Here is a 10,924-nt window from a genome sequence, read left to right as displayed (position 1 = left end):
GGCACGTGGCGAGTGCGGCCGGTGAAACCCCGCTGCCAGTCCCTGGGCCCGGAGGGACGACGGCGCATGCCAACCCGCTTCGGGCGCCGGAAGCGGCATGCCGGGGGAAGGAGGGAGCGGCCTTCCGCACCAGATGCCTGGCGCTGTCTCCGGATGCGCTTGTGCGTGGAGGCAACATTCCCTTATTCCCCGGTTCCCGTTCCCTGCCTGTCATACAGCAGATCCCAGACGCCATGGCCGAGTTTCTGGCCGCGGGTCTCGAAGTGCGTCTGCGGGCGCCAGTCCGGGCGCGGCACGCTGCCGCGCGGACCGGCGCGGTTGGCCAGGCCTTCGGTGGCGCCGAGCACGTCCCACATCTGCTCGGCGTAGTTTTCCCAGTCGGTGGCGCAGTGCAGCAGGCCACCCGGGCGCAGCTTGCGCACCAGCAGAGCGGCGAACGCCGGCTGCACCAGGCGGCGCTTGTTGTGGCGCTTCTTGTGCCACGGGTCCGGGAAATAGATGCGGATCTCGTCCAGCGCGCCGTCGGCGATTTCCTTCTCCAGCACCTCGACCGCATCGTGGTGGTAGAGCCTGACGTTGCCGGCGTCGTCGTCGGCCAGCGCGTTGAGCAGGCGGCCGACGCCGGGCGCGTGTACCTCGATGCCGATGTAGTCCTTGGTCGCGTCGAACCGCGCGGCATGGCGCAATGCCGCGCCGTTGCCGAAGCCGATCTCCAGCACCTTGGGCGCGGCGCGGCCGAAAACAGCGTCCAGATCGCGCGGCTCGCCGGTGAAGTCGATGCCGAAGCGCGGCCAGCGCTCGTCGAACGCGCGCTGCTGGGCGGGCGTGAAACGGCCCTGGCGCAGCACGAAGCTGCGGATCTCGCGGCGGCCCTCGGTGACGGTGAAGGGCTTGGGCGGCGCCTTGGCGCCGGCGCTGTCGAAGGGATTGGTCATCAGCCGATCAATCCGTCCACCGGCGAGGACGCGCTGGCGTAGCGCTTGCGCGGGATGCGGCCGGCGAGGAAGGCTTCGCGGCCGGCTTCCACCGCCTTGCGCATCGCGCCGGCCATCAGCACCGGGTTGCGTGCGCCGGCGATGGCGGTGTTCATCAGCACGCCGTCGCAGCCCAGCTCCATCGCGATGGCGGCGTCCGAGGCGGTGCCGACGCCGGCGTCGACGATGATCGGCACCTTGGCGTTCTCGATGATCTCGATCAGGTTGTACTTGTTCTGGATGCCCAGCCCCGAGCCGATCGGCGCAGCCAGCGGCATCACCGCGGCGCAGCCGATCTCCTCCAGGCGCTTGCACAGGATCGGGTCGTCGGAGGTGTAGACCATCACGTCGAAGCCGTCCTTGACCAGCTGCTCGGCCGCCTTGAGGGTCTGCACCACGTCCGGGTACAGGGTCTTCTGGTCGCCCAGCACCTCGAGCTTGGTCAGGTTGTGGCCGTCGAGCAGTTCGCGCGCCAGGCGGCAGGTACGCACCGCGTCCTCGGCGGTATAGCAGCCGGCGGTGTTGGGCAGGATGGCGTAGCGGTCCGGCGGCAGCACGTCGAGCAGGTTGGGCTCGCCCGGGTTCTGGCCGATATTGGTGCGGCGGATGGCGACGGTGACGATCTGGGCGCCGGCGGCCTCGGTGGCCAGGCGGGTTTCTTCCAGATCCCTGAACTTGCCGGTCCCGGTCAGAAGCCGGGACGCATAGGTCTTGCCGGCGATGACCAGCGGATCGGTGGGGACGTGTGCGTTCATGGGGCGATTATCGCCCATCGCGCCAGATGCTGCGTCCTCCGCCGTGGAGCGATTCCCATGAATCCCACCTGTAGGAGCGGCTTCAGCCGCGATGGCTTTGCCGTCAAAGCCCGCAGTTCGTCAAATCCATCACAGCGCAAGCCGCTCCGTCAGCCTTCCCGGCGTCAATCAGCCGCCGCCCAGCGCGTGCACGATCTCGACCACGTCGCCCTCGTTCAACCGCCACTCGCCGTGCCGGCCGCGGGGGACGATCTCGCCGTTGACCTCCACCGCCACGCGGCGTTCGGCCAGGCCTTCGGCGGCCAGCAGGTCGGCCAGGGTCGGGGGTGCCGGGAAGCGGCGCGGTTCGCCATTGAGCTGGATGTCCATGCGGGCATTTTCGCCAGCATGGGTGGAAAATCCCAGCCCGATGCGGCGGTGCAGCGTGAGCCCGCCGTGGGGCAATGAAAAACTAACACCGTGCGGCAGCGTACGCTGCCGCCTTCCTCGTCCGTCAGGAGTTTCCCATGCGTGTTTCCACCCGCCCGCTGCGTTCGGCCCTTGCCCTGGCGCTTGCCTGCGCCGCCGTCCCGGCCATGGCGCAGTCCCCGTTCTCGAAGACCGTGTTCTTCGGCGACAGCCTGACCGACACCGGCCATTTCCGCCCGGTGCTGATGCAGCTCGATCCCAATGCCTCCCTGGTGGGCCGCTTCACCACCAACCCGGGCTGGGTCTGGTCCGATTACCTGGCCGATCATTACGGCACCGATGCCTCGCCCAACGGCAATGGCCAGAAGGGCGACAACTACGCCGTCGGCGGCGCGCGCGTCGGCGTGGATACGGTGGGCGGGCTCGGCCCGACGCCGTCGCTCAAGACCCAGCTCGGCACCTACCTGGCCGCCAACGGCGGCAAGGCCGACGCCAACGCGCTGTACACCGTGTGGGGCGGCGCCAACGACCTGTTCGAGGTGCAGCGCACCCCGGCCCTGGCGCAGGCCATCATCGGCGGCGCGGTCGCCGACCAGGTCGGCATCGTGGGCATGCTGAAGGCCGCCGGCGCGCAGTACGTGATGGTTCCCAACCTGCCCGACATCGGCCTGACCCCGTCCGCCCGCGCCGGCGGCGCCCTCGGGATGGCGCAGGGCACGGCCCTGTCCAAGGCCTACAACGACGCGCTGTTCGGCGGGCTCCGGCAGGCCGGCCTGCAGGTCATCCCGGTCGATACGTTCACCATCCTGCGGGAGATCGTCGCCGATCCGGGCACCTACGGCTTCGCCAACGTCAGCGGCGTGGCCTGCAAGGCGCAGCCGGCGCCCAAGGGCGATTCCTCGCTGTTCTGCAACCCGCTCAGCTACACCACGCCCGGCGCGGCCGACACCTATGTCTTCGCCGATGGCGTGCACCCGACCACCGCCGCGCATGAAATCCTGGGCCAGTACGCGATCTCGGTGCTCGAGGCCCCGCGCCTGCAGCAGGTACTGACCCATTCGGCGCAGACCACCGGCCGCGCGCGCGCCGCGCAGGTCGGCGGCCACCTGGCCGGCCGACCGGCCGACGGCATGGGCTGGTGGGGCAACGTGCGCGGCGACATGCAGCGCTACGACCACGGCGACCTGTACGACGGCATGGCGCCGGCCGGCCTGTTCGGCGTCGACTGGGCGCGCGACGGCTTGGTGGTCGGCGGCTTCGCCGGCTATGGCCGCATGGAGGCCGATTTCGGCAACAACAAGGGCGATTTCACCCAGTCCGACACCACGCTGGGCCTGTTCGCCGGCTGGTACGGCGAGCACGCCTGGGTCAACGGCCAGGTCGGCTACAGCTGGCTGGGCTACGACGTCACCCGCAAGGTCCAGCTCGGCCCGGCCACCCGCGAGCACAAGGGCTCGCCGGACGGCAGCAACCTGACCGCCGCGCTCGACGCCGGCTACGAGTTCGGCCAGGAGGGCGGCTTCCGCCACGGCCCGGTGGCCGGCGTGGTCTGGCAGAAGGTCAAGCTCGACGGCTACGTCGAAAGCAACGCCAGCGCCACCGCGCTCGGCTACGGCGACCAGGACGTGGATTCCACCGTCGGCCGCATCGGCTGGCAGGCGCGTTTCGACGGCGGCAGCGTCCGCCCCTATGTGCAGGTCACCTGGGATCACGAGTTCGAGGACGGCACGCAGGCCAGCGCCTGGCTGCAGACCATGGCCGACGTCGGTGCCTACAAGGTCCCGGGCCTGCAGTTCGACCGCAACTACGCCACCGCCGTGCTCGGCGCGCGCGTCAATGCCTGGGGGCTGCAGAGCAACATCGGCGTGAGCGCCACCACCGCGCAGCGGTCGGCACGCGACGCCACCGTGTTCGCCACGTTCAGCGCCGGCTTCTGAGCCGGTAACGGCAACCGGCAGGGCGGTGCCGTTCGCGGCGCCGCTCCTTGCCGGAGCGGTGCGGTAGCGCCGTCATCGCGTGCGGGCCGCGGAGCGATCCGTGGCCCGCACCACCATTGCGCGGCAGGCCTCCGCCCGCATAGACTGCGCATCGCCGCGCGGGTGTAGCTCAATGGTAGAGCAGAAGCTTCCCAAGCTTACGACGAGGGTTCGATTCCCTTCACCCGCTCCATCTTCCAGGTGCCCCGCAGGCACTGAGGCGTCAGGCAAGGGCAGGGCGTGATGTGCCCGGCCTGTCCATCAGGCTCTGCGATGAAGCTCGCCATCCTTTCCCGCAACAGCAAGCTCTACTCGACCCGGCGTCTGGTAGAGGCCGCGCGCGCGCGCGGCCACACGGTACGCATCCTCGACCCGCTGCGCTGCTACATGCGCATCACCGCGGGCGATTTCAGCATGCACTACAAGGGCCGGCCGCTGGCCGGCTTCGATGCGGTGATCCCGCGCATCGGCGCTTCCATCACCCGCTACGGCACCGCGGTGCTGCGCCAGTTCGAGATGATGGGCGCACGCACGCCCAATCCGTCCGACGCGATCCTGCGCGCGCGCGACAAGCTGCGCGCGCACCAGGTGCTGGCCGCCAAGGGCATCGACATGCCGGTGACGGTGTTCGGCGACAACCCGGACGACACCCACGACCTGCTGTCCATGCTGGGGCCGCCGCCGCACGTGGTGAAACTCAGCGAAGGCACGCAGGGCCGGGGGGTGATCCTCACCGAGAAGCTCAGCGCGTCCAAGGGCACGGTGGAGGCGCTGCGCGGCCTGTATGCGAACTTCCTCGTGCAGGAATTCATCGCCGAGGCCCAGGGCGCCGACCTGCGCTGCCTGGTCGTGGGCGACCAGGTGGTGGCGACCATGCGCCGCCAGGCCCAGGAGGGCGACTTCCGCTCCAACCTGCATGCCGGCGGCAGCGCCGCGCCGGCGGTCTGCAGCAAGACCGAACAGCAGGTCGCGGTGCGCTCGGCCAAGGCGCTGGGGCTGGGCATCGCCGGGGTGGACATGATCCGCTCCCGGCGTGGGCCGCTGGTGCTGGAAGTGAATTCGACCCCGGGCCTGGAGGGCATCGAGAGCGTTTCCGGCGGGGATGTCGCCGGGCGCATGATCGACTACGTGGCCAATCTCAAGCGCTGAGGCCGGATTCCGAATTGCTTGCAAGGTTTTAACGGACCTTTAATTCCCAGGGTCCTACGCTTGCCTCACTGCGACCAGCCCTCCTCAGCGGGTCCGGTGATCGGGAATCTTCAGGCCCTGGCGACGATTCGCCGGGGCCTAGTTTTGTCTGCCGCAAGTACAGACTTGCAGCAGGTGTCCGTCGATGCGAATGTGGCAGGCCTATGCTACTCAACGAAGGCCAAGGGGCTTGGTATGAAACTTCAGTATGTACTTCTCGGTTTGATGTGGCCGCTGGCGACTTTCGCCAACGATTCGACGCCCGACAAGGCCATCGATGTCGTCCTGCCTTTTTCGGCGCAGGCGCAGCAGATCCGGACGGATCTGAATGGAGACACCTATTCCGAAATTTCCAAGGATGACCGGCAGAAGGTTGCCGATGCCCTTCAGCGCATGGAGGCGCTGATGCACGATGAACCCGACGCCGCGAAGTTGAAGGAGGCCGACAAGGTCCAGCTCTTCAACGATCAGGAGCTGATCAATACTGTGCTGACGAAGGCGCGCGCTGACAGTCGTGTCGTGTGCAAGCGCGAGAAAACGGTGGGTTCACATCGTGCTGTGTCACAGTGCCTGACAGTCGCGGAAAGGCGCAAGATCCGTGAGCAGTCTTTCGAGATCCTGCAGGCCAACCAGCGCGATCTTTCCAAACCAAAAATAGATTAAGGCTTCCCACGTGCGCATCCTCGTAATCGAAGACAACAGCGACATCGCCGCCAACCTCGGGGATTACCTTGAAGACCGCGGGCATACGGTGGATTTCGCGGCCGACGGCGTGACCGGCCTGCACCTGGCGGTCGTGCACGATTTCGACGCTATCGTGCTCGACCTCAACCTGCCGGGCATGGACGGCATCGAGGTCTGCCGCAAGCTGCGCAACGACGCACGCAAGCAGACCCCGGTGCTGATGCTCACCGCGCGCGACTCGCTGGACAACAAGCTCGCCGGGTTCGATTCCGGCGCCGACGACTACCTGATCAAGCCGTTCGCGCTGCAGGAGGTCGAGGTGCGGCTCAACGCGCTGTCGCGCCGCGGCAAGGGCGGGCACACCCGCGTGCTGGAAACCGGCGACCTGGAATACAACCTGGACACGCTGGAAGTGCGGCGCCAGGGCAAGCTGCTGCAGCTCAACCCGACCGCGCTGAAGATCCTGCAGGCGTTGATGGAAGCCTCGCCGGCGGTGGTCACCCGGCAGGAACTGGAAACCCGCGTCTGGGGCGAGGAACTGCCCGATTCGGATTCCCTGCGCGTGCACATCCACGGCCTGCGCGCGGTGGTGGACAAGCCGTTTAACGCGCCGATGATCCAGACCCGCCATGGCATTGGATACCGGATCGCCGTCCCCGATGCCTGAAAACGCGTCGTCTGCGGTCGTCCGCAAGCAGGGGCGGTATCGCCGCCGTCTGCGCAGCCGCATCATCGTCTCGTTCGTGCTGCTGGGCTTCTGCCTGACGGCATTGTTCGCGTTCGCCACCAACTGGGCGCGAACGCGGGTGGAGAACCAGCTTGTCGAAGATGTGATGAATCGCAACCTGGACGCTTCCTGGCAAAGCTATATGCAGAGCGGCGGCCGGGAAGTGGTTGCGCCGGTGCAGCAGATGCGCGCATTCCTGTATCGCCCGGACAAGCTGGATGGGCTGCGTCGCGATTATCCCGAGTGGGAGCACCTGCAGGACGGCATCCATAATTTCAGCGGTGAGGATGCCGATGGCAATGCGTTCTCCTACAAGGTCGGGGTACGCAAGACACCCGATGCCTGGTTCTTCGTCGCCTATGACATGAGCCAGTCCGTCCGTGGTGAGCAGCAACTGAAGCGGGCGCTCTTTCTGTCGGTGCTGGTGTTCAGTCTGCTTTCCTGGGTGCTGGGCTGGTGGTCCGCTTCGCGGGTGATGCGACCGGTATCGGATCTCGCCGCGCGCTTGCGGGCCTATCGAGGAGGCAGCAGCCACCCCGAGCCACTTGCGCCGCGTTTCACCGACGACGAGGTCGGGCAGTTGGCCGAGACGTTGGACGACTATTCGGCGCGCCTGACCGAAGTGGTGCAGCGCGACCGCGAGTTCAACGCGGACGTGAGCCACGAACTGCGCACGCCCCTGGCGGTGATCCGTGGCGCGACGGAACTGCTGCTCGCGCGTCCGGGACTGGACGAGAAGATGCTGCTGCGCCTGCAGCGCATCCAGCGCGCCGAACAGCAGTGCAGCGACCTGATCGGCTCGCTGCTGCTGCTGTCGCGCAACGAACGCGGGCAGGGCAGCAGCAATGTCGCCAAGGTCGCCGAGCAGCTGCTCGAGGCGCACCGTGCCCAGCTTGGCGGCAAGCCGCTGGAGCTGGTGCTCGAAGGCGGGCGCGACCTGGTCATCGATGCCCCGGAAGCGGCCCTGTCGGTGGCGCTGGGCAACCTGATAGGCAACGCGGTGAAGTACACGCAGGAAGGCCAAGTACGGGTGCGGGTGTTGGGCGATGCGGTCGAGGTGATCGACACCGGCCCGGGGTTGAGCGAGAAGGATGCGGCCAGCCTGTTCCAGCGTGGTTACCGGGGTACCCACGCCGGCCATTCGCAGGGTGGCGGCATTGGCCTGTCCATCGTCAGCCGGCTGTGTACGCTCTACGGCTGGCAGGTCAGCATCCGGCCGGGCGCGGAGCGTGGCGTGGTCGGCATGTTGATCTTCGCGCCCGCGGCCGCTCCATAAGCGGGAGCCCGGCCCGCACGGGCCTTGCCAGACGTCAGTCGGGGTGTCTTGCCGTCACCGTCAAGATGCGCGCGCCGCAGCCAGCCGCCGATACAGGCGATCCAGCGCTTCGACCTGCGGTTGCAGATGCTCCGGCTGCCCATCATTGACGATCACGTCGTCGGCCAGCGCCAGCCGCTGTTCCCGGCTGGCCTGCGCCTGGATCATGCGCGTCGCCAAGGCGGTATCGATCGCGTCGCGCTGGAGCAGACGGGCATGGCGCACCGATTCGGGCGCATCGACCACCACGATCCGGTCCAGCCAGGGATAGGTTGCGCGTCCGCCGGCTTCGGCCAGCAGGGGAATCGCGGCGACGGCATACGGGCTGCCGGCCGTTTCGCAGATGTGCCGCACCCGCGCACGGATCGCCGGATGGGTGATGGCCTCCAGCGCCCTGCGCTCCTCGTCGTTGCCGAAGACATGAGCCCGCAGCCGCGCCCGGTCGAGAGAGCCGTCGACCAGTAGCATCGCGCTGCCGAAGCGTACGCTTATCCGTTCCAGCGCGGGGCTGCCCGGCGCCACCACCTCGCGTGCCGCGACATCCGCGTCGGCCACGGTGATGCCCAGTGCCTCGAAGCGGCGGGTGACCTCGCTCTTGCCCGAGGCGATGCCGCCGGTAAGACCGACGATGAAGCCGCTCATGGACGGTACTTCGTGCCCATAGAGCGCTTCAGGGACGCCATCATTTTCACGCCAAGCCAGCCCACTGGCGATAAGCCGTGATCATCGGGTCGCCCCACATGAAGACCAGCCAGCCGGCCACGGCCAGGTAGGGGCCGAACGGGATGGGCGTGGCGCGGTCGCGGCCACGGGAGTACAGCCAGATCGAACCGATGATAGCGCCCACCAGCGAGGACAGCAGGATGATCGGCAGGATGCCCTTCAGCCCGCACCAGGCGCCGAGCGCCGCCAGCAGCTTGAAGTCGCCGTGGCCCATGCCTTCCTTGCCGGTGAGCTGCTTGAACAGCCACCACACGGTCCACAGCGACAGGTAGCCCACCGCCGCGCCTATCAATGCCGGCTTGGCGGGCATGTAGAGATTGTCCATGCTGCCGATCAAGCCCAGCCACAGCAGGGGCAGGGTCAACTGGTCGGGCAGCAGCTGGGTGCGCAGGTCGATGCCCGACAGCGCGATCAGGAAACAGGTCAGCACGATCGCGCCGAAGCCCTGCCAGCCGAAGCCGAACTGCCACACGCTGGCCAGCACCAGCACCGCGGTCAGCAGCTCCACCAGCGGGTACTGGATGGAAATCGGCGCCTGGCAATGGCGGCAGCGCCCACGCTGGACCAGCCAGCTGAACAGCGGGATGTTCTCGTACCAGCTCAGCTTGTGCCTGCAGTGCGGGCAATGCGAGGGTTCGACCACGATGCCGGGCGGCGGCGGCTCGTAGATGTCCGGTTCGTCCAGGATCTCGCGCGCATCCCGCTTCCATTGCCACTCCATGCGCCGGGGCAGGCGCAGGATCACCACGTTCAGGAAGCTGCCGATCAGCAACCCCAGTCCGGCGGCAGCGGGGTAGCCGATGCCGGGATGCTGGTCGAGAAATGCCATGGGTCAATTATCCAACCGCGGATGCCAACTTGAAGATGGGCAGGTACATGCCGACGACCATGCCGCCGACGACCACGCCGATGAACACCATGATCATCGGTTCGATCAGACTGCTCAAGGCATCGACGGCGTTGTTCACTTCCTGCTCGAAGTACTCGGCCACCTTGAACAGCATGGTATCCAGCGCGCCGGCCTCTTCGCCGATGGCGGTCATCTGCACCACCATGTGCGGGAACAGGTTTACCTGCTTCATGGCCATGTTCACTGGATAGCCGACCGAAACGTCGTCGCGCATGCGGAAGACCGCATCCTCGTAGGTCTTGTTGCCGGTGGCACCGGCAACAATGCCCAAGGCCTCCACCAGCGGAACGCCGGCCTTGAAGGTCACCGCCGTGGTCCGGGCGAAGCGTGCGATGGAGCTGTTGTGCATGATCTGGCCGATGACCGGCACCTTTAGGATCACTCTGTCCAGCGTATATTGCATCTGCGGCGAGCGTTTGTAAGCGAACGCACAGCCGCCGATCACGCCAATGGCCAAGAGCAGCAGCAGCCACCACCATCCGACCATAAAGCGCGAAGCTGCCACGATCATCTGGGTGAAAACAGGCAGGTCGGTACCGAAGCTCTTGAAGATATCCTCGAACTGCGGTACGACCCAGACTAGCAGGACCGCGCTGACCAGGATGGCCACGGCAATGACCATGGCTGGATAGAAGAGAGCTTTCTTGATCTTGCCTTTGAGCGTCTCCAGGTTTTCCTGGTAGTTGGCGATGGTCTCAAGCACGGTTTCTAGCACACCTGCTCCCTCGCCGGCGCGCACCAAGTTGCGGTACAGCTCGTCGAACTGCACCGGATGCCTGCTGATTGCCTCATACAGCGATGAGCCGCCTTCCAGATCGGAACGGATCTGCCCAACCAGCTTGGCCATGCGGGGGTTCTTGTGACCGCTGCCGATGATCTCCAGTGCGCTCACGATGGGTACCCCGGACTTCATCATCGTCGCCATCTGGCGGCTGAAGAAGGCGATGTCCTTGGGCTTGATCGACTTGCCGGCCGCGCCGAACAACGGCTTCGGCTTGGGTTTGACCACGATGGGGGTGATGCCCAGCTTGCGCAGCTCGGCGCGCAGCAGGTTGGCATTGCGAGCATCCTGCTCGCCCTTCATCTTCACTCCGCGTTTGTCTGTGCCCTCCCAGACAAACGGTTGCATCTGGCTGGTGCCACGTGCAACGGGCTCTTTGTTCACTGCGCTACGGGTAGCGGACATCGATCTTCTCCCCTTCCGGCCACTCCCCGGGCCGGACAACATCCGCATGTTAGCCGGTCCCTTCAAGGACGGCACCTT

At 66.8% G+C, this 10,924-nt stretch carries 11 protein-coding genes and 1 tRNA gene; 6 read left to right on the top strand and 6 right to left on the bottom strand.

The features are described 5' to 3' along the window. Positions 1 to 182 precede the first annotated feature (182 nt). From trmB to thiS, 3 genes are all read right to left on the bottom strand, one after another. Complete coding sequence (gene trmB, locus CQ393_RS07705) at positions 183 to 935, bottom strand: tRNA (guanosine(46)-N7)-methyltransferase TrmB (RefSeq protein WP_153190969.1); 753 nt, start codon at positions 933 to 935, stop codon at positions 183 to 185. Beyond that, entirely contained in the window at positions 935 to 1,729 is a 795-nt protein-coding gene (locus CQ393_RS07700; protein ID WP_153190968.1) for a thiazole synthase, read from the bottom strand. Before CQ393_RS07700 ends, trmB begins: the two co-directional genes overlap by 1 nt. A gap of 168 nt (positions 1,730 to 1,897) precedes the next feature. Then, on the bottom strand, positions 1,898 to 2,098 hold the full coding sequence (gene thiS / locus CQ393_RS07695) for a sulfur carrier protein ThiS (protein ID WP_153190967.1): 201 nt from the start codon (positions 2,096 to 2,098) through the stop codon (positions 1,898 to 1,900). A gap of 137 nt (positions 2,099 to 2,235) precedes the next feature. Between thiS and CQ393_RS07690 the strand changes: the two genes are divergently transcribed. The 6 genes from CQ393_RS07690 to CQ393_RS07665 all read left to right on the top strand — a co-directional run bounded on the left by CQ393_RS07690 (position 2,236) and on the right by CQ393_RS07665 (position 7,988). Then, on the top strand, positions 2,236 to 4,074 hold the full coding sequence (locus CQ393_RS07690) for an autotransporter domain-containing protein (RefSeq protein ID WP_153190966.1): 1,839 nt from the start codon (positions 2,236 to 2,238) through the stop codon (positions 4,072 to 4,074). 158 nt (positions 4,075 to 4,232) lie between these two features. Then, a tRNA-Gly gene (locus CQ393_RS07685) sits at positions 4,233 to 4,306 on the top strand. An 80-nt stretch (positions 4,307 to 4,386) separates the two neighbouring features. Then, the gene (rimK, locus tag CQ393_RS07680; protein ID WP_153190965.1) at positions 4,387 to 5,262 is read left to right on the top strand and encodes a 30S ribosomal protein S6--L-glutamate ligase; all 876 of its coding nucleotides are present in this window, start codon (positions 4,387 to 4,389) and stop codon (positions 5,260 to 5,262) included. Between the two features lie 174 nt (positions 5,263 to 5,436). Next, positions 5,437 to 5,964: a hypothetical protein gene (locus CQ393_RS07675; protein WP_343199823.1), complete on the top strand. Its 528-nt coding sequence runs from the start codon at positions 5,437 to 5,439 to the stop codon at positions 5,962 to 5,964. A 10-nt stretch (positions 5,965 to 5,974) separates the two neighbouring features. Beyond that, the gene (locus CQ393_RS07670) at positions 5,975 to 6,652 is read left to right on the top strand and encodes a response regulator transcription factor (protein ID WP_343199816.1); all 678 of its coding nucleotides are present in this window, start codon (positions 5,975 to 5,977) and stop codon (positions 6,650 to 6,652) included. After that, positions 6,645 to 7,988 carry a HAMP domain-containing sensor histidine kinase gene (locus CQ393_RS07665; RefSeq protein WP_153190964.1) on the top strand — a complete coding sequence of 448 codons (1,344 nt, stop codon included), beginning with the start codon at positions 6,645 to 6,647 and terminating at the stop codon, positions 7,986 to 7,988. The genes CQ393_RS07670 and CQ393_RS07665 overlap by 8 nt, the downstream gene beginning before the upstream one ends. Positions 7,989 to 8,048: 60 nt before the next feature. Here the strand turns inward: CQ393_RS07665 and coaE are convergent, their stop codons facing one another. From coaE to CQ393_RS07650, 3 genes are read right to left on the bottom strand one after another with little or no spacing between them, the layout of a single operon-like run. Then, positions 8,049 to 8,669: a dephospho-CoA kinase gene (gene coaE / locus CQ393_RS07660; protein ID WP_153190963.1), complete on the bottom strand. Its 621-nt coding sequence runs from the start codon at positions 8,667 to 8,669 to the stop codon at positions 8,049 to 8,051. Positions 8,670 to 8,715: 46 nt separating this feature from the next. Further along, positions 8,716 to 9,579: an A24 family peptidase gene (locus CQ393_RS07655; RefSeq protein ID WP_153190962.1), complete on the bottom strand. Its 864-nt coding sequence runs from the start codon at positions 9,577 to 9,579 to the stop codon at positions 8,716 to 8,718. Positions 9,580 to 9,586: 7 nt separating this feature from the next. Beyond that, positions 9,587 to 10,846: a type II secretion system F family protein gene (locus tag CQ393_RS07650; RefSeq protein ID WP_153190961.1), complete on the bottom strand. Its 1,260-nt coding sequence runs from the start codon at positions 10,844 to 10,846 to the stop codon at positions 9,587 to 9,589. Positions 10,847 to 10,924: the final 78 nt, after the last annotated feature.

The organism is Stenotrophomonas sp. MYb238 (genome assembly GCF_009496535.1).
In the GTDB taxonomy this organism is placed as follows: Bacteria; Pseudomonadota; Gammaproteobacteria; order Xanthomonadales; family Xanthomonadaceae; genus Stenotrophomonas.
This window is presented reverse-complemented; position numbering and strand designations above follow the sequence as displayed.

What these genes read in the sequence shown, in the direction of transcription:
- CQ393_RS07650 (WP_153190961.1), bottom strand. Translation starts at nt 10,846, where the DNA reads ATGTCCGCTACCCGTAGCGCAGTGAACAAAGAGCCCGTTGCACGTGGC.
- rimK (WP_153190965.1), top strand. Translation starts at nt 4,387, where the DNA reads ATGAAGCTCGCCATCCTTTCCCGCAACAGCAAGCTCTACTCGACCCGG.
- CQ393_RS07655 (WP_153190962.1), bottom strand. Translation starts at nt 9,579, where the DNA reads ATGGCATTTCTCGACCAGCATCCCGGCATCGGCTACCCCGCTGCCGCC.
- coaE (WP_153190963.1), bottom strand. Translation starts at nt 8,669, where the DNA reads ATGAGCGGCTTCATCGTCGGTCTTACCGGCGGCATCGCCTCGGGCAAG.
- CQ393_RS07665 (WP_153190964.1), top strand. Translation starts at nt 6,645, where the DNA reads ATGCCTGAAAACGCGTCGTCTGCGGTCGTCCGCAAGCAGGGGCGGTAT.
- thiS (WP_153190967.1), bottom strand. Translation starts at nt 2,098, where the DNA reads ATGGACATCCAGCTCAATGGCGAACCGCGCCGCTTCCCGGCACCCCCG.
- CQ393_RS07690 (WP_153190966.1), top strand. Translation starts at nt 2,236, where the DNA reads ATGCGTGTTTCCACCCGCCCGCTGCGTTCGGCCCTTGCCCTGGCGCTT.
- CQ393_RS07700 (WP_153190968.1), bottom strand. Translation starts at nt 1,729, where the DNA reads ATGAACGCACACGTCCCCACCGATCCGCTGGTCATCGCCGGCAAGACC.
- trmB (WP_153190969.1), bottom strand. Translation starts at nt 935, where the DNA reads ATGACCAATCCCTTCGACAGCGCCGGCGCCAAGGCGCCGCCCAAGCCC.